At 73.3% G+C, this 26,839-nt stretch carries 22 protein-coding genes; 10 read left to right on the forward strand and 12 right to left on the reverse strand.

What is annotated here, in order from left to right; genetic code table 11:
* Positions 1-53 precede the first annotated feature (53 nt).
* On the forward strand, positions 54-1,742 hold the full coding sequence (locus tag ACL02U_RS26625) for a serine/threonine-protein kinase (RefSeq protein ID WP_412793490.1): 1,689 nt from the start codon (positions 54-56) through the stop codon (positions 1,740-1,742).
* 135 nt (positions 1,743-1,877) lie between these two features.
* Here the strand turns inward: ACL02U_RS26625 and ACL02U_RS26630 are convergent, their stop codons facing one another.
* Positions 1,878-2,681 (reverse strand): SGNH/GDSL hydrolase family protein, encoded by an 804-nt coding sequence (locus ACL02U_RS26630; protein ID WP_412793491.1) that lies wholly within the window; start codon positions 2,679-2,681, stop codon positions 1,878-1,880.
* Positions 2,682-3,279: 598 nt separating this feature from the next.
* Here ACL02U_RS26630 and ACL02U_RS26635 point away from each other — a divergent pair.
* Together ACL02U_RS26635 and ACL02U_RS26640 are read left to right on the forward strand one after the other, a co-directional pair.
* A complete protein-coding gene (locus ACL02U_RS26635; protein WP_412793492.1) occupies positions 3,280-4,374 on the forward strand; it encodes a DUF5925 domain-containing protein in 1,095 nt (364 codons plus the stop codon).
* A 67-nt stretch (positions 4,375-4,441) separates the two neighbouring features.
* Positions 4,442-5,296, forward strand: coding sequence for a DUF72 domain-containing protein (locus ACL02U_RS26640; RefSeq protein ID WP_412793493.1), 855 nt, complete (start codon positions 4,442-4,444; stop codon positions 5,294-5,296).
* On the opposite strand, the gene ACL02U_RS26645 is transcribed toward ACL02U_RS26640, so the two are convergent.
* Complete coding sequence (locus ACL02U_RS26645; protein WP_412793494.1) at positions 5,206-5,583, reverse strand: GntR family transcriptional regulator; 378 nt, start codon at positions 5,581-5,583, stop codon at positions 5,206-5,208. The genes ACL02U_RS26640 and ACL02U_RS26645 overlap by 91 nt on opposite strands.
* A gap of 71 nt (positions 5,584-5,654) precedes the next feature.
* Between ACL02U_RS26645 and ACL02U_RS26650 the strand changes: the two genes are divergently transcribed.
* From ACL02U_RS26650 to ACL02U_RS26660, 3 genes are all read left to right on the forward strand, one after another.
* Positions 5,655-6,584 (forward strand): GNAT family N-acetyltransferase, encoded by a 930-nt coding sequence (locus ACL02U_RS26650; protein ID WP_412793495.1) that lies wholly within the window; start codon positions 5,655-5,657, stop codon positions 6,582-6,584.
* Positions 6,565-7,119: a DUF402 domain-containing protein gene (locus ACL02U_RS26655; RefSeq protein ID WP_412793496.1), complete on the forward strand. Its 555-nt coding sequence runs from the start codon at positions 6,565-6,567 to the stop codon at positions 7,117-7,119. Before ACL02U_RS26650 ends, ACL02U_RS26655 begins: the two co-directional genes overlap by 20 nt.
* Positions 7,120-7,364: 245 nt before the next feature.
* On the forward strand, positions 7,365-7,499 hold the full coding sequence (locus ACL02U_RS26660; protein ID WP_412793497.1) for a hypothetical protein: 135 nt from the start codon (positions 7,365-7,367) through the stop codon (positions 7,497-7,499).
* Positions 7,500-7,934: 435 nt separating this feature from the next.
* Here the strand turns inward: ACL02U_RS26660 and ACL02U_RS26665 are convergent, their stop codons facing one another.
* The 3 genes from ACL02U_RS26665 to ACL02U_RS26675 form a co-directional block, all read right to left on the reverse strand.
* Positions 7,935-8,795, reverse strand: a complete 861-nt coding sequence (locus ACL02U_RS26665) for an esterase/lipase family protein (protein WP_412793498.1) — start codon at positions 8,793-8,795, stop codon at positions 7,935-7,937.
* Between the two features lie 393 nt (positions 8,796-9,188).
* A complete protein-coding gene (locus tag ACL02U_RS26670; RefSeq protein WP_412793499.1) occupies positions 9,189-10,193 on the reverse strand; it encodes a DNA polymerase Y family protein in 1,005 nt (334 codons plus the stop codon).
* Positions 10,190-13,705 carry a DNA polymerase III subunit alpha gene (locus ACL02U_RS26675; protein ID WP_412793500.1) on the reverse strand — a complete coding sequence of 1,172 codons (3,516 nt, stop codon included), beginning with the start codon at positions 13,703-13,705 and terminating at the stop codon, positions 10,190-10,192. The genes ACL02U_RS26670 and ACL02U_RS26675 overlap by 4 nt, the downstream gene beginning before the upstream one ends.
* A gap of 134 nt (positions 13,706-13,839) precedes the next feature.
* Between ACL02U_RS26675 and ACL02U_RS26680 the strand changes: the two genes are divergently transcribed.
* Positions 13,840-14,892, forward strand: coding sequence for a DUF3533 domain-containing protein (locus ACL02U_RS26680; RefSeq protein WP_412793501.1), 1,053 nt, complete (start codon positions 13,840-13,842; stop codon positions 14,890-14,892).
* A gap of 109 nt (positions 14,893-15,001) precedes the next feature.
* Here the strand turns inward: ACL02U_RS26680 and ACL02U_RS26685 are convergent, their stop codons facing one another.
* The 4 genes from ACL02U_RS26685 to ACL02U_RS26700 all read right to left on the reverse strand — a co-directional run bounded on the left by ACL02U_RS26685 (position 15,002) and on the right by ACL02U_RS26700 (position 18,863).
* A complete protein-coding gene (locus ACL02U_RS26685) occupies positions 15,002-15,334 on the reverse strand; it encodes a hypothetical protein (RefSeq protein ID WP_412793502.1) in 333 nt (110 codons plus the stop codon).
* A 185-nt stretch (positions 15,335-15,519) separates the two neighbouring features.
* Positions 15,520-16,419 (reverse strand): S1 family peptidase, encoded by a 900-nt coding sequence (locus ACL02U_RS26690; RefSeq protein ID WP_412793503.1) that lies wholly within the window; start codon positions 16,417-16,419, stop codon positions 15,520-15,522.
* Positions 16,420-16,787: 368 nt separating this feature from the next.
* On the reverse strand, positions 16,788-17,345 hold the full coding sequence (locus ACL02U_RS26695) for a DUF1062 domain-containing protein (RefSeq protein WP_412793504.1): 558 nt from the start codon (positions 17,343-17,345) through the stop codon (positions 16,788-16,790).
* Between the two features lie 279 nt (positions 17,346-17,624).
* Complete coding sequence (locus ACL02U_RS26700; RefSeq protein ID WP_412793505.1) at positions 17,625-18,863, reverse strand: DUF5685 family protein; 1,239 nt, start codon at positions 18,861-18,863, stop codon at positions 17,625-17,627.
* 329 nt (positions 18,864-19,192) lie between these two features.
* Here ACL02U_RS26700 and ACL02U_RS26705 point away from each other — a divergent pair, with 329 nt between their 5' ends.
* Positions 19,193-19,630, forward strand: a complete 438-nt coding sequence (locus ACL02U_RS26705; protein ID WP_412793506.1) for a cell division protein SepF — start codon at positions 19,193-19,195, stop codon at positions 19,628-19,630.
* 44 nt (positions 19,631-19,674) lie between these two features.
* Here ACL02U_RS26705 and ACL02U_RS26710 read toward each other — a convergent pair whose 3' ends face one another.
* Both ACL02U_RS26710 and ACL02U_RS26715 read right to left on the reverse strand, forming a co-directional pair.
* The gene (locus ACL02U_RS26710) at positions 19,675-20,877 is read right to left on the reverse strand and encodes an acyl-CoA dehydrogenase family protein (protein ID WP_412793507.1); all 1,203 of its coding nucleotides are present in this window, start codon (positions 20,875-20,877) and stop codon (positions 19,675-19,677) included.
* Between the two features lie 355 nt (positions 20,878-21,232).
* Positions 21,233-22,831, reverse strand: a complete 1,599-nt coding sequence (locus tag ACL02U_RS26715; RefSeq protein ID WP_412793508.1) for an MFS transporter — start codon at positions 22,829-22,831, stop codon at positions 21,233-21,235.
* A 434-nt stretch (positions 22,832-23,265) separates the two neighbouring features.
* Between ACL02U_RS26715 and ACL02U_RS26720 the strand changes: the two genes are divergently transcribed.
* Positions 23,266-24,300, forward strand: a complete 1,035-nt coding sequence (locus tag ACL02U_RS26720; RefSeq protein ID WP_412793509.1) for a phosphatase PAP2 family protein — start codon at positions 23,266-23,268, stop codon at positions 24,298-24,300.
* 299 nt (positions 24,301-24,599) lie between these two features.
* On the opposite strand, the gene ACL02U_RS26725 is transcribed toward ACL02U_RS26720, so the two are convergent.
* Positions 24,600-24,815, reverse strand: coding sequence for an I78 family peptidase inhibitor (locus ACL02U_RS26725; RefSeq protein ID WP_412793510.1), 216 nt, complete (start codon positions 24,813-24,815; stop codon positions 24,600-24,602).
* A gap of 429 nt (positions 24,816-25,244) precedes the next feature.
* Between ACL02U_RS26725 and ctaD the strand changes: the two genes are divergently transcribed.
* Positions 25,245-26,839, forward strand: a 1,595-nt coding sequence (gene ctaD / locus ACL02U_RS26730; RefSeq protein ID WP_412793511.1) for a cytochrome c oxidase subunit I, incomplete at its 3' end; no start/stop codon positions are given.

The following is a 26,839-nucleotide window of genomic DNA, read 5'->3' on the forward strand; positions in this document are numbered from 1 at the left end:
CGGACCATGCACGTATCGCCCGGAGACGAACCGGAAGCAACCTGGGGGGCGCCGTGTCCGAAGAACCGAGCGGGGAAAGGGTGATCGCGGGTCGCTACCGCCTGCTGGCGCCTCTCGGCGAGGGCGGCATGGGGACCGTGTGGCGGGCCCGCGACGAGGTGCTGCACCGCGAGGTGGCCGTCAAGGAGGTGCGCGCCCCGGCGGGTCTCGCGGAGTCCGAGGTGCGGCGGCTCTACGCCCGCCTGGAGCGCGAGGCCTGGGCTGCGGCGCGGGTCGCCGACCGCAACGTGGTGACGGTGTACGACGTCGCCACCCAGGACGGTCGGCCGTGGATCGTGATGGAGCTGGTGCGCGGCCTCTCGCTCGCCGAACTCCTTGACGCCGAGGGGCCGATCGACCCGCGGCGCGCCGCGCACATCGGCGCGGAGGTGCTGTCCGCGCTGCGGGCCGCGCATGCGGCGGGGGTGCTGCACCGGGACGTGAAACCGGCGAACGTGCTGCTGTCGAACGACGGCCGGGTGGTGCTGACCGACTTCGGCATCGCCCAGGTGGAGGGCAGTTCCGCGCTGACCATGACCGGCGAGGTCATCGGCTCGCCCGAGTTCCTCGCCCCCGAGCGGGCGTTGGGCCGCAGCCCGGGAACGGGGGCGGACCTCTGGTCGCTGGGAGTGCTGCTGTACGCGGCGGTCGAGGGCCACTCGCCGTTCCGCCAGGACACCCCGCTGAGCACACTGCGCGCCGTGGTGGACGGGGAACTGCCGCCGCCCCACCGGGCCGGGGCGCTCACCCCGGTCATCGAGGGGTTGCTGCGCAAGGACCCCGCCGAGCGGCTGACGGCCGAGGCGGCGCAGCGGGAGCTGAGGGGGATCGGTGCGGGCGGCGCCCCTCGCGGAGGCACCGCGGGCGCGGCACCCCCGGACGCCCGGACGGTGCCCGTGCCCACCCGGTCCGACCGGACCCCTCCGATGCCGGTTCCTCCGATACCGGTTCCCCCGGTACCGCCGCCGGCCGGAGAGGCCGGTCCGGCGGGGCCCGCCGGCGGGCGGACGGGCGGCCGGAGGACGGTCTTCGCCGTGGTCGCGGGCCTGGTCGTACCGGTGCTGGCGCTCGCGGGTCTGGCGTATGCCCTGCTGGGGGGCACGGGCGGGAACGGGCGGGACGGCAGCACGGCGAGCGCCGGCGCGAGCAGCGCCGCCGGAACCTCGTCGGCGGCGGCCGGTGCGGGAGGCGCCGGCAGCGGGACCCCGGCCGCCGGCACCTCCCCCGGTGGCGGCACGGGGTCCACGACCCAGGCGCCGCCGCCGTCGGTGCGGGTCACCGTGGTGGGGGTGCGCACGGACTACACGGGCGCCTGCCCGCCGCCGCCCGCCGAGGCCCCTTCCTTCACTGCGGTGTTCACGGTGGGACGACTTCCCGCGCAGGTCTCCTACCGGTGGGTGGCGCGGGACGGGCAGGTCACCGACCAGGGGTGGAGGACGCTGTCGTTCCCGGCGGGCGGTCCGCGGACCCGGCGGGACCGGGTGGTCGTGACGACCCATGCGGACGGCGGCACGTACCGCAACGCGCTCGGCGTCGAGATCCGCGATCCGGTGCACACCGCGTCCGAGGCGGTGCCCTTCTCCGTGACGTGCGTCGAGGAGACCCCGACCGGCGGGGTCTCCTCTTCCGCGAGTGCTTCCGCTTACTCCTCGCCCCCGGCTTCACCGTCGGCTTCGCCGGCTTCGTCCTCGGTGGCTCCGTAGGACGCGGTGGGGCCGGTCAGAGCCTGACGGGGGCTCAGTACGCGACCCGGTGGGGCTCGGTGGGGACGAGTGGGATCGTGTCGGTCCTCATGGGGCTCGACGAGGCTCGACGAGGTGCGGTGGGACCGGCGGGCCTCAGGCCGCGGCGGTCAGCACCGGCAGGTAGCCGCCCGACTGCCCGCTCGCGGTGGGGTGGTAGGACTCGCCGATGTTCAGCCAGTTGAGGCTGTGCAGCCAGGAGCTGCCGGAGCAGATCTCGTGGCCGCTGAACGTCGTGCGGACGTCGCCGAAGACGACACCGTGGGCCGCCGCACGCTGGGCGATGGTGCTGTCCAGCAGGTCCGCCGCGTCGTTGATGGCCGAGCGCTTCGTCCCGGAGAGCCCGATGCAGAAGTTGCCCAGCTCGTAGAAGCGGGGGTAACCGATGGCGACGACCCGCGCGTTGGGCGCCCTGGAGTGGATCGCCGAGAAGACGTTGTCGAGCTTGCCGGGCAGTGTCGAGGTGACGTAGGCCCTCGCGGTGTCGATACGGGACAGGCAGGTGCTGTCGGACCCGAGGACACAGGTCGTCATGACGTCGGCGAAACCGGCGTCGTTGCCGCCGATGCTGATCGACACCAGGCCGGTGGAGGAGCTGAGCCCACCGAGCTGTCCGGCGAGGACGTCGTCCGTGGTGGCGCCGGAGCAGGCGGCGAAGGTGAACGAGGACGGTGCGTGGGCGGCGTTCCACAGGTAGGGGTACGCCTTCGTGCTGCGCTTGCAGTCGCCGCTGGAACTGATGTAACTGCCGGAGCCCACTCCCGCGGAGTAGGAATCGCCGAGCGCCACGTAGCCGGTGGCCGCGGTTCCGGACGCCTGCGCCGTGGCGGCACCCGCGAGGGTCGCACCGAGGGCGAGGAGCAGCGAACTCACGAACACCATAAATCGGGAACGTCTCATGAAACCTCCCTTTAACACGAACTCTTCGGTAACTGTGGTACCGGCTACGCGTGTTGACGAGAAGTGTTCATGTCAAATCTTCCACGATCCTTCACATTTGAATCCAGGACTTTGCAACCGATGTGCCCCGGCGACGCCCTGACGGCCCTTCGGGCCCGCACCGCGTCCAACTGGTACGCCCGACAGGGACCTGACGCACACGACACCGCACCACACCGCACCACACGAGAACGAAGCCGTCACCCCGCCCCCGGACGTCCGGCACCGCACCGTCGGGAGCGGCGGACCCCGACGCCGGCCTGCAGTCTCGCCGTTACGGCGGAGTCACCCGTGGCGATGCCCGTCGGCGCCACCCGCCACCCGATCCCACCCGGCAGACCGGCAGCGGCAGACCGACCGGCGGCAGACCGACCGGCGGGGCGGTGACGCCTGAGGGGCTGTTGCGCCGGCCGCCGCCCGGAGCGGAAGCCGACGACCTGCCGCCCTCTCAGCTCGGACGGGGCGGGCCGGTCGCCGACTTCCGCCGGGATCGGCCCCCTTCGCGGCACGGGGCCGCAAACCGGATGCACGCGAGGACACCGTGCCCGATCATGGCCGCATGTCTGCACACCCACAGGACGCCCTGCCGATCCGGCTCACCGTCGACGACTCCGACTCGCCGTCCGATGTCGTCGACGCGCTGCTCCTCGGCCGCTTCGCGACGGGCGAGCAGCCGTACTCGCACGCCGCGAACCTCGAGCGGGTGCGCACCGCTGCGACGCTGCTGCCGCCGGGCGCCCGCGTGCTGCGCGCGACTCGGGACGACGACCGCAGCGCGACCCTGGCGGAGGGCGACGGCTGGACACTGCTGGTCTCCCGCTGGAACCGGGGAGCGGACGTGACGGTGACCGCGACCAGCGCCGAACTGGCCGCACGGGTGCTCGCAGAGGCCACGGACGGGGCGGAGGACGAGCCCGAGCCGCAGCCGGAGAACGTGACCATGGGGTTCTGGTACGTCTCCCCGCGGCGCGGCCCGCACCGCACCACCCGGCAGATCTCCGCGGGGACCTGGGAGGAGGTGCGCCCCAACTACACCGCCCCGGTGGCGGAGGCGATGGACTCCCTGATGAAGACCACGCCGCAGGACATCGCGGGACGGCTGCTGCTGCTGCACGGACCGCCGGGCACCGGGAAGACCTCCGCGCTGCGCACCCTGGCCCGTTCCTGGCGGGACTGGTGCCAGGTGGACTGCGTGCTGGACCCGGAGCGGCTGTTCTCCGACGTCGGCTACCTGATGGACATCGCGATCGGCGAGGACGACCAGGCCGGCAGGTCCCGCTGGCGCCTGCTGCTGCTGGAGGACTGCGACGAGCTGATCCGCGGAGAGGCCAAGCACACGGCCGGCCAGGCGCTGTCCCGGCTGCTGAACCTCACCGACGGCCTGCTCGGGCAGGGCCGCAACGTCCTGGTCGGCGTCACCACCAACGAGGACCTGGAACGCCTGCACCCGGCCGTCGTGCGTCCGGGCCGCTGCCTGGCCCGGATCGAGGTGGGCCGCCTGACTCGGGACGAGGCGGTGGGCTGGCTGGGCTCGGAGGAGGGCGTGGGCCGCGACGGGGCGACGCTCGCCGAGCTGTACGCACTGCGCCGCGGGACCTCCCCGGCTTCCGTGCCGGAGCCGCGGGGCGGGGCCGACGACGGACTCTACCTCTGAACCCGCCTCCGACTCCCGGTCCTCCCGCGTCCCTGCGCCCGCCCTCCGACGGTGTTCTGATGGAGGTATGACCGTGTTCGTCGGCACGTCGGGGTGGCAGTACCGGGACTGGCGCGGCGTGCTGTATCCGGAGGGGCTGCCGGTGCGGCTGTGGCTGGAGGAGTACGCGGCCCGGTTCGCCACCGTAGAGGTCAACAGCGCCTTCTACCGGCTTCCCGCGCGGGAGACCTTCGAGGCGTGGCGGGAGCGGGTGCCGGCGGACTTCGTCCTCGCGGTCAAGGCCAGCCGCTTCCTGACGCACGTCAAGCGGCTGAGGGAGCCCGAGGAGCCGGTGCGGCGCCTGATGGGCCGGGCGGCCGGCCTGGGCGGCCGGCTGGGCCCGGTCCTGCTGCAGCTCCCCCCGACGCTGCGTGCCGACCCGGGTCTGCTGGGCGCCTGCCTGGACTGCTTCCCGCCGGGCACCCGCGTCGCGGTCGAGCCGCGCGAGGACTCGTGGTGGACGCCCGCGGTGCGGGCGGTCCTGGAGGACCGCGGCGCGGCCCTGTGCTGGGCCGACGTCCTGTCCAGGCCGGTGACGCCGCTGTGGCGCACCGCGGACTGGGGGTACCTGCGCTTCCACCAGGGCCGTGCCGCCGACTGGCCGCGCTACGGCCGCCGCTGTCTGGAGACCTGGACCGACCGGGTCGCGACCGTCTTCCCCGACGGCCGCGACGTGTACGCCTACTTCAACAACGACGCGAACGCGGCGGCCGTGCGGGACGCCGCGGCCTTCGCGCGCTCCGTGCGGCGGGCGGGAGTGCCGGTGACGCGGACGCCGGCGGACGCGGGCCGCTATCCGCCGTACGCGGCGCGCAGTGCCTCCCGCACGGCGGCCAGCGCCGCCTCCTCGCCGAGCCCGAGCCGCCGGGTCCGCTCCACGTAGGCCTGTGCGGCCGAGGCCAGCTCCCGCTCCGCCGCCGAACCGGCGGCGGCCACGTAGGTGCCGTGCCGGCCCCGGGTCTCGATCAGGCCGTCGGCCTCCAGTGCCCGGTAGGCCTTGGCGACGGTGTTCGCCGCCAGCCCCAGGGACTCGGCCAGGCCGCGCACGGTCGGCAGCCGGTATCCGGCCGGCAGGGCGCCCGAGCGGGCCTGTTCGGCGATCTGCGCCCGCACCTGCTCGTACGGCGGGGCCGCGGAGGTTCCGTCATCGATGTCGATCTTCACGCTCACCGGGCGATTGTCCCGCACCCGCCGGAAAATGGGAGGCACCGGCCGGGACCCGGCCCGTAGCGTGCGCCCCCATGACACCGATCGTGCGTGACCTGCGCCCCGGCGACCCGGCCGACGTCGCGGCCTTCGCCCATGTCCGCCGCCTCGCCCTGCCGTACATCCTGTGGACCTCCGCCTCCGTCCTCCACCATCTGTCCCGCACCCCCGACGAGGCACGGCTGCGGGCACTCGTCGCGGAGCGGGACGGCGAGGTGATCGGCACCGCGATGGTCGCCCTCGCCCATGACAGCCCCGAGCCGGGTCAGGGCATGCTCAACGTCTACGTCCACCCGGAGCGGACGGGGCTCGGGGCGGGCGGGGCCCTGGTCCGTGCGGCCGAGGAACACCTGTCCGGGCACGGGGCGCGGACCCTGTTCTCCTGGGTGCTGGACGAGCCCTCCCACCGGAAGTTCGCGGAACGGCACGGGTACCAAAGCCGTCGCTCCGCCCACTTCCTCCGCCTGGACCTGGCGCGCGGCACGCTGCCGCCCGTCCCCGCACCGCCGGCGGGTGTGGAGCTGCGCACCGCGGCCGACTTCGAGGACGATCCGCGCCCGCTGTTCGCCCTGGACGCGGAGACCCTGGCGGACGAACCGGGCGACGTCGACATCGAGTCCAGCGACTATGCGGCCTGGCTGGAGGGCACCTGGCGGCATCCGCTGCTGTCCCGCGATCTGACCGTGGTCGCCGTGGCCGACGGTCGTCCGGCCGCCTTCACCATGGCGTTCACCGACGGCGCCGGCCGCCACAGCACCGCGATGACCGGTACGGCACGCGCGTACCGCGGTCGCGGCCTGGCCGGGCTCGCCAAGACGGCCGCCCTGCACCGCGCCCGCGACGCCGGGTGCACGGAGGCGTTCACCGGCAACGACACGGGCAACGCGCCGATGCTGGCGATCAACAGGCGGCTCGGTTACGAGGTCTGCGCGACGGAGGTGCGCCATGCCCGCGAACTCGGCTGACCCGGCACGCGGCGGGGCCGGCGGGAGCAGCGGGACCACCGGGCGGGCCGGGCACGGCGCGGAGACCGTGGAGGTGGTGCTCGTCAAGGCGGGGCGGACGAAGATCCGCTACCGCGGCGTGCTGCTGGCCGACGACGGGGTGCGGATCGCGGTGCGGGCGCCGTGGGCGGGCGGCGTCGTGCGGGACTTCGGCTTCGTGCGCTTCGAACCGGGTGACGTCTTCACCGAGTACTACTGGCGCGACCGGTGGTACTCGGTGAAGGAGGTGCGCGACGCGCAGGGCGGGCTGAAGGGCTGGTACTGCGACATCACCCGCCCCGCGTCCCGGTCCGGTGCGGAGCTGCTCGTGGAGGACCTCGACCTGGACCTGTGGCGCTCCGCCGACGGCGGCGACGTGCGCCGTCTGGACGAGGACGAGTTCGCGGCGAGCGGACTGGCGCGGACCGATCCGGAGGCCGCGTCCGCCGCCCTGGCCGCCTTCCGGGACCTGGAGGCCCTTGCCCGGGAGGACGACTTCACCGAGCTGCTGCGCTGACGCCCGGCGGGCGGCGGGCGGCACGCGGCGGGCGGCACGCGGCAGACGGCAGACGGCAGACGGCAGACGGGGGATGCCACCGGGCCGGCGGACGCCGCCCCCGCGTAGCGGGCCGTCTCCGCAGCGTGTGCGGGGTGCCGGGAGTGACGCCCGCCACTGACAGGGCGGCGCCGATGAGGGAACCTCGCCGAAAGGATCCGCCTCCGGGAGAACACGGAACCCGGTGGGTCCCGAAGGAGGCAGCCATGCGCCGCGAGACCGTGCAGAAGCCCCTGAAGAAGAACGCCCCCCGCCGGGTCCGCGAGGAGGCCGACGAGCGCCCCGCCGGACGTCCGGAGGTCCGCAAGGACATCGCCAGGACCTGGTGGCCGGACGGCTGACGGAACGGTCCGCCGACACGGTCGCCCGCGACAGCGGATGCGGTCGCAGGTCTGCCGCGCCGCGCCCCCTTCCGCCCGCGCCCGTTCCGTCGTACGTGCGGCCCGCCCTCCCGGGGCTGCGGCACGCCGCTTGTCCGATCCCTGCCTCAGCAGGGCCTTAACACCGCCTTAAGGATCTCTTCCTTCCGCCGTCGGCAGGCGATTCCGCGGCCTTTCGGGGCTAGCTTCGTATCGCCCCCACGGGTTCCGGTCGCAGCCGGGCAGCCGAGGCGCGGAGCCCCGGCATGCCCTCCGCACGCCCTGCGCGGTCATGCCCGCCGTCGTCACGCCCGCCGGGGATCGTCCACCGCCGGCGGAGCCGGGCACCCGCGGCCCGCCGGTGGGCCGGCGTCCGGGGCCCGACCGGCGGCTCAGGCCGGTCAGGCCCCGGTGGCGTCAGCTGAGCGCGGACAGGCAGGTGGTGCGGGTGGCGTGTGCCGGGTCGAGCGCGTTGGCCACCTCGTGGAAGGCGATCCGGTCCGTCGTCCCGATCAGCACGTGCTCCGAGAAGTCGAGCGAGCACAGGTTCTGGAGCAGGATGTTCTTCACGTCGGGGCCGCTGAGGAACTGGCTGCGGTACGGCGTGACGACCTCGTCGTACTTGCTGGAGATGACCGTGTAGTGGACGCCGGGCACGGTGTCGCCGCCCGCGTTGAGGCGCTTCATGAGGTCCGACCCGACGATCTGCTGGGCCAGGGCGGGGGTGGCGGCGTTGAGCAGGTACTCGGCGCCCGGGAAGTACGGCAGCAGGTGGGTGAGCCCGCTGAGGGTGGTGCCGTGGTTGCTGGGCGCGATGCCGACGAGCGAGTTCACCTTCGCGGCGCCGCCGAGGAACTTCAGGTAGTAGCGGGGCATCATCCCGCCCTGCGAGTGGCCGACGAGGTCGACCTTGGCGGCACCGGTCGAGGCGAGGACCCGGTCGACGTACGCGGAGAGCTGCTCGGCCGACTTGTCGATGCTGCCGAGGCCGTAGAAGACGGGGACGCCCGGCAGTTGGCCGTAGTTCAGGGAGAAGACGCAGTACCCGCGGTGCTCCAGGTAGGGCGCCAGGACGAGCCAGTTGTCGATGGAGTTGCCGAGCGTGCCGTGGACCAGGACCACGGGGCGGGGGTGGGCTGCGGAGGGGTGGCAGGAGTAGTCGTTCCAGCCGTGGCTGGGGGCCGTGGAGGCGTGGGCGGCGGAGGCGGGGACGGTGAGGGCGGCCGTGGCCAGCAGCAGTGCGGCCAGGGGTCTGAACATGCGCTTCCAGGGCAGCATCGTGGGGTCTCCTTGCGGCTCGGGGAGGTGCGAGGGGGAGATGCCCTGTGATCCGGATCACTGGGGTGCTGTTCATCCGTCAAGTTACGGGCGAGTAGCCGCGCTGTGAAGTTACGCGTCAGTAAAAACTTCCAGTGCTAACCGCCGGCGACCCCGACCACTGAGGGCCCCTCACCTCTCCGGGCCTCAGGGACAGATGAGGACAATGCACACTAACCGCCCGGCCTCCGCGTGCACTTCATCCCCATCGGGCCAGGCGAGCCGTTCGAGCTGTTCGAGCCGTTCGAGCCGGTCAAGGCCGTTCGGGCCGGGCGCCCGGCCCCGCGGACACGGGGACGGTCGGCCCGGCCCACCCCTGCAGGAGCCGGGCGCCCGCAGGGCGGGGTCGGGGCCTCAGGCGGCCAGCCGCCCGGGCATCACCGCCCGCGGCCCGAACTTGGCCCGCGCGCGGTCGGCGACCTCCTCGATACGCCGGGCCTTCTCGTCCGCCGGGTCGAAGGTGAGCTGGTAGGAGGCCTGTTCCGCGGGGCCGAGCCCCTCGGCGCGCAGGGCGAGCACCCGGACCCGCGCGCGCTGCAGGCCGAGCGCCTCGTACATGCCGTACGCCGTCCGGGTCAGCGCGGCCGAGTGCGCGGTCGGTTCCTTCAGGGTGCGGCTGCGGACGGTCGAGTCGGGGGCGCCTCCGCCCGATCCCGCGCGAGAGCGGCCTAGGCCGGCGTAGCGGACGGTGAGGGTCAGGGTGCGGCAGACCTTCTCCGCGGCGCGCAGCCGGGCGCCGATCTCCTCGGCGGCCGAGAGCAGGGCGCGGCGGTGCCGTTCGGGGTCCAGCTCGTCCCGGTCGAAGAGGCGTTCCGCGGCCAGGGACCGGGACACGGCGTTCGGGACCACCCGGCCGCGGTCGACGCCGTTGGCCTTCTCGTGCAGCTCGCGGCCGGACTTCGCGCCGACCAGGCGCTGGAGCGTGGGCAGCGGTGCGGCGGCGACCCGGCCGAGGGTGTCGAGGCCGTACTCGCACAGGGTGCGGGCGGTCGCCGGGCCGATGCCGGGGAGCGCGGCGACCGGCTTCCCGGCGAGGAACCCGGCCGCGGCGTCCCCGGGCACCTCACAGGTCACCCCGGGCCGGGCGGCGTGCAGCGCGACCCGGGCCAGCATCGGGCCCGGCCCGGCGCCGATCACGCAGTCGGCACCGTGCAGGGCGAGGGAGCGGACCCGGATCACCGACGCCAGTTCCACCGCGCCGCGCCCGAAGTAGCGTTCGGCGCCGCGCAGGTCGGCCAGTGCGCCGTCCGGCGGCAGCGCCTCGACGACAGGGGTGAACTCCTGCAGCAGGCCGAGCAGTTCCGGCAGGGCCGACTCGCCCGCGGGCGGCATGCGGAAACGTATGCAAAGGACGGTCATCCCGCACTCCCCGGGCTCTGGTGCCACAGCTTCCGCCCCACCGCCGGGCCCTCCCCCGCGGGGCGCAGATCCGCCCAGGGGTGCATCTCGTACCCCGTCGGCATCCGGATCCTCCGGTCCTCCGCCGGATCGCGGGCCGCGGAGCCGGCGGGCACCGGGCGCCCGTCCGCACCGGCGGGGCGGTCGGGCGAGGGGGCACCGTCGTCCGCCGGGGCGGAGCCGTCCCCGGGGGGCGGCTCCGCCAGGCGCGCCGCCACCTCCTCCAGCCCGCCCTCGGCGCGCAGTTCGACGAGCTCGGCGAGGTCCCAGACGGCGGAGCCCACCACGCTGAGGCTGCGCGGTCCGCGGCGCTGCACCACTCCGCGCACCAGCAGCAGCCAGGAGTGGAAGACGGTGTGCGCGCAGGCGTCGTGGGAGTCGTCGAAGAAGGCGAGGTCGACCAGGCCGGTGCCGTCGTCCAGCGTGGTGAAGACGACCCGCTTGCCGGAGCGGATCGGCGGGGTCTGGGTGGCCGCCTTCGCGCCCGCGACCAGCACGGTCTCGCCGTGCCGGGCCTCGCGCAGCCGGCGCGCCGGCACCACGCCCAGCTCGGCGAGGAAGTCCCGGTGGTCGTCCATCAGGTTGCGTGAGGCGTCCATGGACAGCACGCCCAGCTCGGCGCTGAGCCGCTCGGTCTCGGACAGGTCGGGCAGGCCGGCCGGGGCGGTCCCGCGCCCGCCCGCCAGCGGGAGCTGGCCTCCGCCGCCGCTCCGGGCACCCCGGTGCAGTTCGGTCAGGTGCAGTTGCAGATCGCGCCGGTTGGCACCGAACGCGTCCAGCGCGCCCACCTGGGCCAGCCGCTGGGCCAGCGGTCTGCTCGGCCGGGCCCGCTCCCAGAAGTCCAGCAGCGAGGCGTACGGCCGGCCGGCCGCGATCCGTGCGGCCTCGGCCTCGCTGATGCGGTGCACGTCGGAGAGGGCCAGCCGCAGTCCCCACACCTCCGGCGATTCAGACACCAGTTCGATCTGGTGGGCGGGGCCCGACCTGTTCACGTCCAGCGGGAGGATCGGCACCCCGCGTCGGCGCGCGTCCGCGAGCAGCAGCCGCTTCGGGTACATCCCGGGGTCGTGGGTGAGCAGTCCCGCGTAGAAGGCGGCCGGGTGGTGCGCCTTCAGCCACGCCGACTGGTACGTGGGTACCGCGAAGGCGACCGCGTGCGCCTTGCAGAAGCCGTACGAGCCGAAGGCCTCGACGATCTCCCAGGTCCGGCCGACGGTCTCGGCGTCGTAGCCGTTCGCCGCCGCCCGCTGCGCGAACCAGACCCGGATGCGCCCCTGGGACTCCGGGTCGGACAGGCCGCGCCGGACCCGGTCGGCCTCGCCGCGCCCGCAGCCGGTCATGATGTCCACGATGTCGATGACCTGCTCGTGGAAGACGACGACCCCGTAGGTCTCCTCCAGCGGCCGCCGGAGGTCCGGGTGCGGGTGGCGGACCGGCGCCCGCCCGTGCCGCGCCTCGATGAACGGCCGCACCATGTCGGCGGCGACCGGGCCCGGCCGGAACAGGGAGATGTCGACGACCAGGTCGTGGAAGGTCTCGGGCTGGAGCCGCCCCACCAGGTCGCGCTGGCCCGGCGACTCGATCTGGAAGCAGCCCAGCGTCTCGGCGGACCGGATGAGCCGGTACGTCGCCGGGTCGCCCGGTGGCACCGCGTCCAGGTCGACCCGCTCCCCCGTCGCGCGCTCCACCTCCGCGACCGCGTGCGCCATCGCCGACTGCATCCGCACCCCGAGCACGTCCAGCTTGAGCAGCCCGAGGTCCTCGACGTCGTCCTTGTCGAACTGGGCCACGGGGAAGCCCTCGCCGCTGGTCGGCATCACCGGCGTACGGGCCAGGAGGGAGGCGTCGGACAGGAGCACCCCGCACGGGTGCATGGCGACACCGCGCGGGAGGGCGTCGAGCGCCTCGACCAGTTCCCACAGCCTGCCGTACTTCTCCCGCTCCGCCGCCAGGCCCTTCAGCTCGGGCAGTTCGTCGAGGGCCGCGCGGGCGTCGCGGGCGCGGATGTGCGGGAAGGACTTGGCGATGCGGTCGATGTCGGCCGGGTCCAGGGACAGGGCCGCGCCCACGTCCCGGACCGCGTGCCGGACGCGGTACGTCTCCGGCATCGCGACCGTCGCGACCCGCTCGGTGCCGAACCTGCCGATGATCGCGCGGTAGACCTCCAGCCGGCGGGCGGACTCCACGTCGATGTCGATGTCGGGCAGCACCACCCGCTCCTTGGACAGGAAGCGCTCCATCAGCAGCCCGTGCTCGACGGGGTCGGCGTGCGCGATGCCGAGCAGGTGGTTGACCAGGGAGCCGGCGCCGGAGCCGCGCGCGGCGACCCGGATACCCCTCTCCCGCACGTCGTCCACCACCTGGGCGACCGTCAGGAAGTAGGTGGCGAAGCCGTGGTGCGCGATGACGTCCAGCTCGTGGTGCATCCGCTCCCAGTACGCGCGCCGCCCGGCGTACCCGAGCCGCACCATCCCTGCCGCCGCCCGCGAGGCCAGCGTCCGCTGCGCGGTGCGCCGGCCCGCGCCGACGAGGTGCGGCTCGGGGAAGTGGACGGTGCCGATGCCGAGGTCGTCCTCGGGGTCGACCAGGCACTCGGCGGCCGTGGCCCGGGTCTGCTCCAGCAGGCGGTGCGCGGTGCCGCGGCGGAAGCCGGCCGCCTCCACGATCCGCTCGGCGGCGTGCAGCATGGCGTCCGCGCCCTTCAGCCAGGCCTCACCGGAGTCCAGTCCCCGCGCCGGGTCGACGGGGACCAGGCGGCGGGCGGCGTCCAGGACGTCGGCGACCGGACCCTGGCCCGGGTCGGCGTAGCGGACGGCGTTGCTGAGCACCGGGCGGACGCGTTGCTCGGCGGCGAAGCCGACGGTCCGGGCGGCCAGCCGCAGGGAGCCGGGCCCGGTGCCGGTGCGGCCGTGCCAGACGGCCTCCAGCCGGAGGGCGTCGCCGTACACCTCGCGCCAGGGGGCGAGAAGCCTCGCGGCCCGGTCGGGGCGGCCCGCGGCGAGGGCGCGGCCGACGTCGGAGTCGGGGCCGAGCAGCACGGTCAGGCCGTCCGCGTGGTTGCCGGACCAGGGCAGCAGAGGGGTGCCACCGTCGGCCGCATGCGCCGCCGAAACGATTCTGCAGAGATCCGCCCAGCCGCGGGCCCCGTTCCGCGCGAGAAAGGCGGCCCGGGGCGCCGACTCGTCGACGAAGGCGCCGCCGCGCACCGGAGCCGGGCGGCGCCGCTCCCCCGGGCCCGCAGCACCCTCCCGCACGGGCGGTGCGACCGCCACCTCCGCCCCGAACAAAGGACGCACCCCCGCCCCCGCACAGGCCTTGGCGAAGCGGACCGCACCGGCCAGGGTGTCGCGGTCGGTGAGGGCGAGGGCGTCCATGCCGCGCTCGGAGGCACGCTCGGCCAGCCGCTCGGGATGCGAGGCACCGTAGCGCAGGGAGAACCCGGAGGCGGTGTGCAGATGCGTGAAGCCGGGCATCCACACCTCCCACTATCGAACATCCGTTCCAACCTTCTCACCCCCACCATAGACCAAATTCCGAACATCTGTACGACAACCGTTCGGGCGCCCCCCACCTGCGAAAACTCCCGCCTCCCCGGAGCGTGGGGGACATGACACAGACGACCTTCCTCGATGAGGTGAAGGACGCCGTCACCCCGCGGGCCACTCTCCTGGTCATCGGCGTGGTCGCCCTCCAGCTGCTGTTCATCGCCTCCTACGTCGGGGCGCTGCACGACCCCGCGCCGAAAGACGTGCCGTTCGGGGTCGTCGCCCCGGGAGCCGCGGCGGACCAGGCAGTGGCCCGCCTGGAGCGGCTGCCCGGCTCGCCACTGGACCCGCGCCCGGTGGCCGACGAGGCGACGGCCCGCGAGCAGATCACGGACCGGGAGATCGACGGGGCGCTGATCATCCGCCCCGCCGCCGGCGACACCCTGCTGGTCGCCTCCGGAGGCGGCACCGTCCTCGCCACCACACTGGAGCGACTGGTCACCGGCCTGGAGAAGACCCAGCAGCGTACGGTGCGCACGCTCGACGTGGCCCCTGCCTCCGCCCAGGACTTCGACGGGCTGTCGTCGTTCTACCTGGTCGTGGGCTGGTGCGTGGGCGGCTACCTGTGCGCCTCCATCCTCGCGATCAGCACCGGCGCCCGACCCTCCAACCCGCGCCGCGCACTGATCAGGCTGGGCGCCATGGCCCTGGTGGCGGTCGCCGGCGGTCTCGGCGGAGCGGTCATCGTCGGCCCGATCCTGGGCGCGCTGCCCGGCAGCGTGGCCGCGCTGTGGGGACTGGGCGCGCTGGTCACCTTCGCCGTCGGCGCCGCCACCCTCGCCCTCCAGGGCGTCTTCGGCATCGTCGGCATCGGCCTGGCGATCCTGCTCGTGGTGATCGCGGGCAACCCGAGCGCGGGCGGCGCCTTCCCGCTGCCGATGCTGCCGCCGTTCTGGCGGGCGATCGGCCCGGCGCTGCCCCCGGGTGCGGGAACCTGGTCGGCCCGTTCGATCGCGTACTTCGAGGGCAACGCCCTGACCGGCCCCCTGCTGGTGCTGTCCGCGTGGGCGGCGGGCGGGACCGCGGTCGCACTGCTCGCGGCACAACTGCGCAGACGGCGCGAGGACGGACCCCGACCGACCCGGACGAACCCCCTGCCGGCCCAGGCACCCTAGCGTGTCTGGCACATGGTCACGGTTCGCGGGACCGGAGGGTCCTACAGGCTCTCACGCCACATCCGTCACCCAACCCCGGCCAACCCAAAAGGGCGATGATCAGGTACGGCTAATCCCCCATGAACCACAAGTAGCTGCCCGGCGTCGCCGCACACGTTTCAAGGAGCTCGGCAAGGTCAAGCACAGCCGCCTTCTGCTGGTCGTCAGTACACCCTTGCACCAAGGCGACGACCTCCTGACGGGCGACTTGAGCTTCCTGTTCGTTGAACAACGTGTCACCGTACGGATCCACCCAGCCGAGCTTGCCCGAGCCGTGCCGGTCGAGGGTGCCCAGCATCCTGGCCAGCGCTTCACCGTGCTCGTAAGAGCCCCGCAGCAGGGTGTCCCGGGACGGCCCCTTTCGCGAGGGTCGCCCCGCGTGCAGTTCCAGCTCAATACCCACGACCCCTCCTTCGGCTTTGGACACCGAAGCTTCGCAGAGATCACTCGTCAGGCACGGCGCAGGGCCGTCGGGTGCCCCGCGACCGCCACCGCGGCCCCCATCCCCGCACGGCGGACCGCGCCGTGCGGGGACTCCGTGCTGCCGGCCGGGGGCCGGGCCGTGCGGGAGCCGGTCGGGGGCAGCCGTCAGTACACGTGCACCCCGTAGGCGTTCAGTGCCTCGGTGACCGGCTGGAAGAAGGTCGTGCCGCCGGAGCTGCAGTTGCCGCTGCCGCCGGAGGTCAGCCCGTAGGCGGTGCTGCCGTAGTAGAGCGAGCCGCCGGAGTCGCCGGGCTCGGCGCACACGTTGGTCTGGATCAGACCCCGGACGATGTCGCCGTTGCCGTAGTTGACGGTGGCGTTCAGGCCGGTCACATAGCCGCCGTGGGTGCCCGTGGTCGAGCCGCGCCGCAGGACGTACTGCCCGACGCTCGGCGTCGCCGCCCTGGTGATGTCCTGGTTGCCGACCTTGCCCGGGTGGCTGACCGAGCCGTTGGTGTAGCGGACGATGCCGTAGTCGTTGCCGGGGAACTGGGAGCCGGCCGTGTAGCCGATCGTGGTGCCGGACGAGGTGTACCAGTAGCCCGCGCCGTCGGTGCAGTGACCGGCGGTGAGGAAGTAGTAGTTCCCGCTGCTGTCCTGCACGTTGAAGCCCAGCGAGCAGCGCCAGCTGCTCGTGTAGATGGCGTCCCCGCCGGAGATCAGCTTCCGGAACGTGCCCGGTGTGTGCTTGATGGTCAGGGCGCCGGCACCGGCACCCGCCTGCCGCTTGATCTTGGCTATCTCGGCCTTGGACACCGTGCTGTCGACGGTGACGACGACCCGGTGGGTACTGCTGTCGACGGCCCAGGCGGTGCCCGGGACGTCCGCCTTGAGCACCGCGTCGCCGGCCCGGCTGAGCTGTGCGGCACTGAACGCGGCGGATGTGTCGGCGGCGTTCGCGCTGGGGACCGCGAACGCGGCGGCGGCGACGAGTCCGGTGGCGACGGCGATCAGCCGGCTCCGTCTCGACACGCCGTTGCGGGGGGTGGTGCGCTTGATCCTCACTTTTCGTTCCCTCCACATGGGAAGTCGGGGGCCCGCGTGGGGTCGGGGCCCGTGAGGCGCAGCCGAACGCACTTCCTGTCCGGATTCCGGACCGGAAGTACCCCTGGCAAGCGCTGAGGGGGAGTATTCGGCCGAACGAGCGGCCGCCGCAAGGGAGCTTTCGGCCGTGCAGCGTTCAACTTCACTTGGTCACAGACGACCTGACGGGGACTCGGTCTCCGCATCAGGCACCTCGCACCTCGCACCTGACGAAGGGGCACCATGCGGCCCGGGACCGCCGCGCCGACGGCGGTCGGATCCGTCGCCGCGTCGGCCGGACGGCCGGGCCTCGGCGCCAGCGCGGACGCCGGCGCCGAGGGGAGCCGGGGTCAGCGCTTGAGCGTGAAGGTGAAGTCCCCGGAGAGCCTGCCGCTCAGCCGGGCCGCAGAGACGAGCCTGCCCTCCGCGAGCAGCCGCTCGACCTCGGCCCGCGGAAGACCGCAGCCTTCGGCGATCAGCCGCACCGGGCGGACGGGTATCCGCGCCGCGAAGCGGACCGAGACGTCGAGGGCGTCGCTCACTTCGCGGTCGAGGCGGTCCGAACCGCCGGTGTCGAGCCGCCAGGCGCCGTCCCAGTCGAGGGCGAGGCGGTTGCGGCGCCGCAGGGCCGGGTCCTGGAGCAGCTCGGCCGCCAGACCGGGATCGTTGCCGTGCATCCGATCCAGCAGTTCCGGTCGCACGGATCGGACGTGGGCCCGCTCCAGGACCGTGAGCCTCCCGGTCTCCCCGCAGGCGGTGCAGAGCGCGAGCAGCCAGGCGTCGATCAGCTTGTGGTGTGCGTTGACGCGGAACTTGCCGTCCGTCCGCAGGCGTCGGGACGCGCAGGCGCGGCAGCGGCGGAGGACGACGGGCAGGCAGGTGGGCACGACGGCCCAGGTGTTGAGCACGGGAGTACACCGGTTTCAGTGAGAAGTCCGCAGCAGGAAGCAGCGCGGCGCACGGAGGCGACGCGCGACGGTTCAGCGCTCGGGAGGTCTCACAGGGTGTACAACGGCGGGTCCTTCGGCTGGACGACCGGGATCGACGGCACGTTAGCGGCGCACCGCGGCATCGTTCCACCGGTTTTCGACCGGCCGGCCGTCAGGCGCCGTGGGGCGGCCGGCCGACACCGCCGGCGGACGGCGACAGGACCGCCGCGGGTGCTCCGGGGGCGCGGCACGCGACGGTCAGCAGTCGCACCCGCAGTCGCAGCACCCGCAGTCGCAGCACTCGCAGCACTCGCAGCACTCGCATGCCTCGCAGCACGAGCAGTCGCAGTCCCCGCAGCCGCTGCACCAGCCCTCGCGTCTGCGGCGCGACCACGGGCCCTCGTACTCGTCGGCGCAGCAGAGCCTGCAGGTGCAGCAGAGCCCGGCCGCGGCCGCGCATCCGGCCCAGAAGCCCCGCCCGGCGGGATGCGGCTGCCGGGCGCCGAAGGCGTTCCGGGGGTGCTGCCGCTCAGGCGGGTCGTACGGCCGGCCGGGGGCGCGTGGACCCTCGGGCGGCCCGAAGGCGGCGGCCGGGCGCGGATGTCCGCAGGCGTCGGTACCGAAGGCGCGGTCCACCGAGCGACGCACCTCGTGTGCGAGCAGCCGGTGCACCAGCCGGCCGTCGGCGCCGCGGCGCTCGGGCGACGCCCCGGTCGCCCAGTCGACCTCCCGCAGCGCCGGCCGGATGCCGTGCACCGCGTCGTCGGCGAGCCGGCGGGCCTCGGCGAGCGGGGTTCCGGTGGCGGTCAGCGGGTTCCAGGCGCCTGACGCGGCGTCGGCCTCGCGGTCCTCCACCGCGTCCAGCAGATGCGCGAGCCGGCCGAAGAGGCGGCCGGCCTGCGCCAGCGGCGCGGCGTTGGCCGGACGGCCGGCGAGGACCGCGGTGTGCGCGAAGGCGGCGGCCGTGGCGGTCTCGGTGGGCTCGGTGACGGCCAGGATCGAGGAGCCCGGGCCCGCCTGCGATTCCAGGCCGGCCTGCCGGTCCACCGCGTCGACGAGGACGGCGGCGTCGAAGCCGACTGCCGCTGCGCCGCGTTCCCCGGCCCGCCCCCAGTTCGCGGCCACCCGCCGGGCGGCGAGCGCGACCGGCCGGCGCGCCAGCAGCCCGTCCCCGTCACCGATGTGGTCGCGCACCTTGGCCGAGGCGAGCACCAGCGACACGGCCGCCGCGAGCCGGGCGCCGTCCCCCCGCGCGACGGCGGCGGTCCGCATGCCGCGCAGCGGGCAGGGCCCGGCGGTGCGCCGCCGGACGCCGTCGGGGGCGGACTGAGCGTCCGTCAGCACCGAGACGAGCAGGGCGTCGTAGTTGGTGACGACCCGTGCGAACTGCCCGTGGTCACCGCGCAGCGTCAGGCACAGACCGCACAGGTGCGCCGTCCACTGCGCCGCGAGCGGCTCGTCGAGCCGATGGCGGCAGGGCCTGACTATTCCGAACACGACTGCCCCCGTGGTTCCCCGCGGTTCGCCACCGCGAGACGCCGATCGTATCGGCCGGTTGTCGCGCTGCCGGGCTGACTCTCCGTTCACCCGCACGCCACGCCCGTCACCCGTACGCCGTGAAGAATCATATTTCACTCACAGTCAGCAGCCGGGCGCACAAAGAACCTTGACGACCCTTGGGAAACCTGGGCTCTCGACGGATCGGCTGTGCACCAGTACCGTCACAAACCCCCCGCGCGGCGTCTATCCACTTGGCGCGCCATCCGCATCATGGATGACCATAGTGATGCGGAGAGCAAGAAAGACCGCTGTGAGAGGAGGCGTCCATGGGATCGGTGCGCAAGGCGAGTGCCTGGCTTGGCCTCGTCGACGACAACGATGACGAGCGCTACTACGACGACGACTATTCCGAGGGGACCGACTCCGGGGACGCCTGGGTCACCGACCCCCGGGTCAAGGTCGCCGCGGACACGGCCGAGGAGAAGGGACGCCGGATCGGCACGGTCACCCCGGACAGCTTCCGGGATGCCCGCGCGATCGGCGAGCTGTTCCGCGACGGCGTCCCCGTCATCATGAACCTCACGGCGATGGAGCCGGGCGACGCCAAGCGCGTCGTCGACTTCGCCGCGGGGCTCATCTTCGGCCTGCGCGGCTCCATCGAGCGGGTGTCCACCCGCGTGTTCCTGCTGACCCCCGCCAACACGGAGATCGTCAGCGGGGATCCGGCCGCCCACCGTACGGACGGCTTCTACAACCAGAGCTGAGGCAGGGCCGCTCACCGGCCCCGCCCCCTCGGGGCGCCCGCGGCCTAGCGGAAGGCGTCGAGTCCGGTGAGCGCCTTGCCCAGCACGAGCTGGTGCATCTCGACGGTGCCCTCGTAGGTGAGCACCGACTCGAGGTTCGTCGCGTGCCGCATCACGGGGTACTCGAGCGAGATCCCGTTGGCGCCGAGGACGGTCCTGGACGTGCGGCAGATCTCGATCGCCTCGCGCACGTTGTTGAGCTTGCCGAAGCTGACCTGCTCGGGACGCAGGCGGCCGGCGTCCATCCGCCGGCCGAGGTGGTGGGCGAGCAGGATGCCCTTGTGCAGTTCGACCGCCATGTCGGCGAGCTTGGCCTGGGTGAGCTGGAAGCCCCCGATGGGCCGCCCGAACTGCTCGCGGGTGCGGGCGTAGTCCACCGCGGTCTCGAAGCACGACCGCGCCGCCCCCATCGCGCCCCAGACGATCCCGTACCGCGCGTGCGACAGGCAGCTCAGCGGCCCGCGCAGGCCGGTCGCCCCGGGCAGGACGGCGTCGGCGGGCAACCGCACCCCGTCGAGGACCAGCTCGCTGGTCACCGAGGCGCGCAGGGACCACTTGTGCTTGATCTCCGGTGCGGAGAAGCCGGGGGCGTCGGTCGGGACGACGAAGCCGCGGAGCCCGTCGTCGGTCTGCGCCCAGACGACGGCGACGCCGGCCACCGAGCCGTTGGTGATCCACATCTTGCGCCCGTCGAGGATCCAGTCGGAGCCGTCGCGCCTGGCGCGGGTGCGCAGGGAGGCGGGGTCGGAACCCTGGTCCGGCTCGGTCAGCCCGAAGCAGCCGATGACCTCACCGGCCGCCATCCGCGGCAGCCACCGCTGCTTCTGCTCCTCGCTGCCGAACCGGTGGATGGCGTACATGGCGAGCGAGCCCTGCACGGAGACGAGCGAGCGGATACCGGAGTCGGCGGCCTCCAGCTCGAGGCAGGCCAGCCCGTACTGCACGGCCGACGCCCCTGCGCAGCCGTACCCGTCCAGCGACATCCCGAGCGCCCCGATCCCGCCCAGTTCCCTGGCCAGCTCGCGGATACCGGGCAGTTCGCCCCGCTCGTACCAGTCGGCGACGTACGGCAGGACGCGGTCCGCCGCCCAGTCGCGCACGGTCTCCCGGACGGCCCGGTCCTCGGGTTCCAGCAGGTCGTCGATCCCGAGGGGATCGGCGGGGTCGAAAGGCGGCAACTTCGACGACGGGTTCGAGGACGCGGACATGGAACACCCTCCGGGGAACTGAAAACTAGCAGCGCTAGTCACGGCACTCCGGGCAGACGCTACGACGTAGCCTCCCCCACGTCCAGTGCGGAAGGCGGTGACCTGCGCACCGCGCGCCCCGGGCCACCCGGGACCGCCCGGCCCCCCGCTCGGCCGACCCTCCGCCCGCCTCGGCCGACACTCCGCCCGCCCCGGCATTCCACCCGTCCGGCTCTGCGGGCTGCCGCACGGGGCCGGATCCGCCGGATGCGACCCCACCGGAAGGCGGATGCTGGAAGGACCCGCCCCAGAACATCCGGAGTACCCGGAACACCCGGATTACCCGGAACGCCCGGACCGACCGGCCCGGCAGGGGTCACGCCGAGACGCGGGACCGCTCGGCCTCGCGGGGGGCCGGCACCCCGACGGGGGTCTCCTCGCAGACCATGGTCCGCGGCAGCCGCAGCGCCATCGCCGCCCCGACCAGCAGCAGCCCGGCGCTCACCAGCAGGGTGACGTGCAGCCCGTGCACGAAGGACTCGCGGGCGGCCCGGCGCAGCGCACCGCCCGCACCGCCGCCCAGCCCGTCGGCCACCTCGTAGGCCTCCCCCAGCGAGTGCGCGGCGGAGGACGACGCCCTGTCCGGCACCCCGGGCACGGACGCCAGCCCGGGCGCGTACGCCGCGTTCATCACGCTGCCCAGCAGGGCGATACCGATCCCCGCGCCGAGCTGGTACGAGGTCTCGCCGATCGCCGCGGCCCCGCCCGCCTGCTCCGGCGGCGCCTCACTGAGCATCGACTCGTACGCCCCGAACAGGGTCGTCTCCAGTCCGAAGCCGAGCAGCAGGAACCCGAACACCAGCAGTCCGCTGTTGTCGCCGCCGCCCATCCCGGTCAGCGCGACCACGGCCGCCGCGGTCAGGCAGAAGCCGAGGCACACCATGCGGCGCGGGCCGAGCCGCCGCAGCAGCTGCGCCCCGGCCAGGCCCGCCGCCATCGCCGCGAAGGTCAGCGGAAGCAGCCGCAGCCCGGTCTGCAGCGGGGACAGGCCCAGCACGAGCTGCAGGTACTGCGCCGCGATCAGCTCCAGGCCGACCAGTGCCAGCATCGCCAGGACTATGCAGCCGACGGATGTACTGAACACCGGGCGCCGGAACATCCGCAGATCGACCAGGGGGTGGGGACGGCCCCGCTGCCGGCGGACGAACAGCACCAGCAGTGCGGCGCCCGCGAGCAGCGGCACCACGGTCAGCGCGCCGAGCGGCGGCTCGCCGCCGCCGAGGCGCTTGACGGCCAGCACCACGCCGAACAGCCCGGCGGCGGCCATCAGCGCGCCGACCACGTCCCAGGGCCCGTCCCCCTCACCCGTCGACTCGGGCAGCAGCAGCCGCCCCACCGGCAGGCTCACCAGCATCAGCGGGATGTTGACGAGGAAGACCGAACCCCACCAGAAGTGCTCCAGGAGGAACCCGCCGAGCAGCGGCCCCACCGCGGCGCCCACCGCGGCCACCGCACTCCACATGCCGATGGCGAGCGCCCGTTCGCGCCGGTCGGGGAAGACCTGCCGCAGGATCGAGAGCGTCGCGGGCATGATCATCGCGCCGCCCACGCCCAGCAGGGCCCGGGCGCCGATCAGCACCTGGGCGTTCGGCGCGAAGGCCGCCAGCGCGGAGGCGAGGCCGAACAGGGTGTACCCGAACAGCAGGATCCGCCTGCGGCCGACCTTGTCGCCGAGCGTGCCGAAGAGGATCAGCAGCGAGGCGCAGACGAGCGGATAGGTGTCGACGATCCAGAGCAGCTCCATCGCGCCGGGCCGGAGGTCCTCGGTGACGGCGGGCACCGCCACGTGCAGCACGGTCGCGTCGACGGCGACCAGCAGCAGGCTCACGCACAGCACCACGAGGACGACCCAGCGGTTGGCACCGGCCCCGGCCGCCCGACGGCGCAGCGCGGCGGCCGTGGTCGTCCCGGACATGTACGTACCTCCCAGCTGATCCCCCCGTGGCCGCGGCCCGGCCTCCGGGAGGCGGGCACGTATACGGGTGAGCGGCCAGCGTACGCGAGTCCGACCGGGAGGGGGCGGGCGCTGTCTTCTGCGCCACATGCCCACTCCTGTGACACCCGCCACACGGGCGACACCCAGCCGTCCCCTGGCGGACCCGGTGCGGACACCCGGCCGACACGGAGCGTTGCCCCGCCGGTAATTCCACGCGAGCCCCGGATGAACATATTTTGAAAGCCGGAACGGCCCGACACGGGAAAGCGTCGACTTTCTCGAATACCGGCACATCGAACCCGCAGGCCATGCCGGGAAATACCACCGAATCCGTGGCCGGTCCACATTACGTGGTCATCACGAAGACCTCCCTACGCAGCGGGGCACAGCTCACTCGCTGTAACGTCGATTGGGTGCGTACTGAACCAAAGGCGACTCGCTGGGACCGGGTCTTCGCCCGCCTGGACCGCGAACCCGAGCGGCCGTCCCACATCGACGTACCGCGCATGACGCGGCACAGGGCGGCGCTGTTCGGCGCCACCCTGGGCTTCTACCTGGCGATCGTGTGGCTCGTGGTGACGACCTCCTGGCTCGTCCGCCTGGACTGGCAGGTCATGTTCTTCCGGCCGTACCAGCAGTGGCCGAGGATCCATGCCTTCGTCGACTACTACGTGGTGCTCGGCCAGCGCGGCCCCACCGCGGTGATGGTGGCGGCGTGGCTGGGCTGGCGCTCCTGGCGCCAGCACACCCTTCGCCCGCTGCTGACGCTGGGCACCTCGCTGCTGCTGCTGAACGTCACCGTCGGCGCGGCGAAGATCGGGATGGGGCGGCTGGGACCGCACTACGCCACCCTCATCGGTTCGAACGAGATGGGCCTCGGCGGCGATATATTTCCCAGCGGCCACACCGCCAACGCCGTGGTGACCTGGGGAATACTGGCCTACCTGGCCTCCACGCCGAGAGCGCGCCGCTGGCTGTCGGCCCTGTCCGCGGTGACCGCGCTGGGCGTCGGGATGGCCACCGTCTACCTCGGTACGCACTGGCTGAGCGACGTGCTCCTCGGCTGGGCCGCGGGCCTGCTGATCCTGCTGGCGCTGCCCTGGTTCGAACCGCTGATCGCCCGCGCCGAGGCCTGGATCCTGGACCTGCGTGCACGCCGTCGCACCCGGTTCGGTACCGCGGCCGGTTCGCCGGCGCCGGCTCCCGCACCGGCCGCCGCGGTGCCGTTCACGCCGCGCCTGTCGTCGTCCGCGCGGGACGAGGCCACGGCCGCCAGGGAGGCGGCCGCCGCGGCCCGCCCGGTCCGGGCCTCCGCGCACCTGGCTCCAGGCTCGCACGCGGCCCGTTCGGAGCGGGCCCCGATCACCTCGGCGGGCAGCCGCCGCCCGCACCACCCGGACCGCCCGCGTGGCTCCAGCCCGGCGGCCCGCCCGCTGGCGAACGGCTGACGCCCGGCCCGGGCGGCGCCGGTCCCGTACGCACACCGGCCGCGCACCGGCCGCGCACCGCAAGGCCCCGGTCCGCCGGGCCCCGTCGTCCAGGGGCCGGCGGACCGGGGCCTGCTCCGTCAACCGGCCGCCCGGGAACGCCGACGAGGGCCCGGCCGCTGCGGGTGGGTGGGAGGGTGGCTGCCGTGTTCCCGGGGGCGCGGGGAACCGGGCGCGGGGAACCGCACGACCGTCAGCGGCGGCGCGGCGCCCGCCGCGGGACGCTCAGCCCGTTCGGTCCGTTCAGCCGTTCGGTCCGTTCAGCCCTTCCACGCCCGCACCACGCGACCGTCCTTCACCTCGAAGTTCAGCCGCCCCACGCGGTACTCCAGGGTGATGACCGCGCCCGGCGGCAGCGCGCGCACCGTCGACCAACCACGCTGCCGGGCCAGCCGCTCGGCCTGCTCCGCCTCGAGGCCGAGATAGCCGTCCGGGCTGTCCTGCGGTTCCGCCTGACCGGGAGGAATGGGTGCCATAGCGCCACGCTAGGCGGTGCGGGCCGAACGGGGAAGCGCAACCCGTGTGATGGATCACTCCGGTCACACTTCTGTCACAGAATCCCGCCCTGCGTTTCGGTCATTCTCCGTCACGACTCCGAGTGAATCCGTACGCCTTCCGCAGGTATTCGAAAGCAATTCCCGCGTGTCGGTGGACGTCGGCCGCCGGCACCGGCGGAGAGTTGCCGCAGAGCCGCCCCCGGCGGGTATTTCCTTTCCGGCCACACGGCTCACGGGGCAGCCGGCGCACAGGAATGACACGGCTCCCTCACATTCCCGCCGTACGCCTCCCGCCCCAGCGGGCGGGGGCACGGACGCCGCGGCCGCGTTCCCGGGCCGCCGGGCGGCACACAGGGCCGGAGCGGTCGCGGGAGGCGAGGGGCGAAGGGGCGAAGGGGCGAGCGGACCATGGTGACCGACACCGCAGCAGCCGCAGCACGGGACACCCGTCCCCGGCGGCCCGGCCGAGTGGTCGTGGACTGGCTGACCACCACCGACCACAAGAAGATCGGCCACCTCTACCTGATCACCTCGTTCGTCTTCTTCCTCGTCGCCGGCGCCATGGCGCTGCTGATGCGGGCCGAGCTGGCCCGGCCGGGCCTCCAGATCATGAGCAACGAGCAGTACAACCAGCTCTTCACCCTGCACGGCACGATCATGCTGCTGCTGTTCGCGACGCCCGGCTTCGCGGGCTTCGCCAACGAGCTGATGCCGCTCCAGATCGGCTCCCCCGACGTCGCCTTCCCGCGGCTGAACATGCTGTCGTACTGGTTCTACCTGTTCGGCGGCCTGATCGTGCTCGGCTCCGTGGTGGTGACGGACGGGCCGGCCGCCTTCGGCTGGTTCGCCTACGCACCGCTGAACGGCCTGGACCACTCGCCCGGCGTGGGACCCGACATGTGGATCATGGGGTTGGCGCTGTCCGGGTTCGGCACCATCCTCGGCGCGGTCAACTTCACCACCACCATCATCGGGATGCGCGCACCCGGCATGACGATGTTCCGGATGTCGATCTTCACCTGGAACACGCTGCTCACCTCGGTGCTGATCCTGATGGCCTTCCCGGTGCTCGCGGCGGCACTGCTGGTGCTGGAGGCGGACCGGCGGTTCGGCTCGCAGGTGTTCGACGCGGCGAACGGCGGAGCACTGCTGTGGCAGCACCTGTTCTGGTTCTTCGGACATCCCGAGGTCTACATCATCGCCCTGCCCTTCTTCGGCGTGATCACCGAGATCATCCCGGTCTTCAGCCGCAAGCCGATCTTCGGCTACCTCACCCTGGTCGGCGCGACGATCTCGATCACCGGCCTGTCGGTGGTGGTGTGGGCGCACCACATGTTCGCCACCGGCGCGGTGCTGCTGCCGTTCTTCTCCTTCATGTCCTTCCTGATCGCGGTGCCCACGGGGGTGAAGTTCTTCAACTGGAGCGGCACGATGCTGCGGGGCTCGCTGTCCTTCGAGACGCCGATGCTGTGGGCCACCGGCTTCCTGGTGACGTTCCTGTTCGGCGGGCTGACCGGGGTGATCCTGGCGTCACCGCCGCTGGACTTCGAGGTGACCGACTCCTACTTCGTGGTCGCGCACTTCCACTACGTCGTGTTCGGCACGGTCGTCTTCGCGATCTTCGGCGGGCTGTACTTCTGGTGGCCGAAGTTCACCGGGAGGATGCTCGACGAGCGGCTGGGGAAGGTCCACTTCTGGACGCTGTTCGTCGGCTTCCACACCACCTTCCTGGTGCAGCACTGGCTCGGCGCCGAGGGCATGCCCCGCCGCTACGCCGACTACCTGGCCGCGGACGGTTTCACCGCGCTGAACACGGTCTCGACCATCGGCTCCTTCCTGCTGGGCCTGTCGACGCTGCCGTTCCTCTACAACGTGTGGCGGACCGCCCGGTACGGAGAGCGGGTGGGCGTCGACGACCCCTGGGGCTACGGCCGTTCACTGGAGTGGGCGACGTCCTGCCCGCCGCCGCGGCACAACTTCACCGCGCTCCCCCGGATCCGCTC

Origin of the sequence: Streptomyces sp. MS06 (assembly GCF_047200655.1) — a bacterium.
Lineage (GTDB): Bacteria > Actinomycetota > Actinomycetes > Streptomycetales > Streptomycetaceae > Streptomyces.

Coding starts and splice junctions, on each gene's coding strand:
- ACL02U_RS26680 (WP_412793501.1), top strand. CDS start 13,840: ATGACACAGACGACCTTCCTCGATGAGGTGAAGGACGCCGTCACCCCG.
- ACL02U_RS26650 (WP_412793495.1), top strand. CDS start 5,655: ATGACACCGATCGTGCGTGACCTGCGCCCCGGCGACCCGGCCGACGTC.
- ACL02U_RS26725 (WP_412793510.1), bottom strand. CDS start 24,815: ATGGCACCCATTCCTCCCGGTCAGGCGGAACCGCAGGACAGCCCGGAC.
- ACL02U_RS26670 (WP_412793499.1), bottom strand. CDS start 10,193: ATGACCGTCCTTTGCATACGTTTCCGCATGCCGCCCGCGGGCGAGTCG.
- ACL02U_RS26640 (WP_412793493.1), top strand. CDS start 4,442: ATGACCGTGTTCGTCGGCACGTCGGGGTGGCAGTACCGGGACTGGCGC.
- ACL02U_RS26635 (WP_412793492.1), top strand. CDS start 3,280: ATGTCTGCACACCCACAGGACGCCCTGCCGATCCGGCTCACCGTCGAC.
- ACL02U_RS26665 (WP_412793498.1), bottom strand. CDS start 8,795: ATGCTGCCCTGGAAGCGCATGTTCAGACCCCTGGCCGCACTGCTGCTG.
- ACL02U_RS26660 (WP_412793497.1), top strand. CDS start 7,365: ATGCGCCGCGAGACCGTGCAGAAGCCCCTGAAGAAGAACGCCCCCCGC.
- ACL02U_RS26715 (WP_412793508.1), bottom strand. CDS start 22,831: ATGTCCGGGACGACCACGGCCGCCGCGCTGCGCCGTCGGGCGGCCGGG.
- ACL02U_RS26655 (WP_412793496.1), top strand. CDS start 6,565: ATGCCCGCGAACTCGGCTGACCCGGCACGCGGCGGGGCCGGCGGGAGC.
- ACL02U_RS26710 (WP_412793507.1), bottom strand. CDS start 20,877: ATGTCCGCGTCCTCGAACCCGTCGTCGAAGTTGCCGCCTTTCGACCCC.
- ACL02U_RS26675 (WP_412793500.1), bottom strand. CDS start 13,705: ATGCCCGGCTTCACGCATCTGCACACCGCCTCCGGGTTCTCCCTGCGC.
- ACL02U_RS26630 (WP_412793491.1), bottom strand. CDS start 2,681: ATGAGACGTTCCCGATTTATGGTGTTCGTGAGTTCGCTGCTCCTCGCC.
- ACL02U_RS26705 (WP_412793506.1), top strand. CDS start 19,193: ATGGGATCGGTGCGCAAGGCGAGTGCCTGGCTTGGCCTCGTCGACGAC.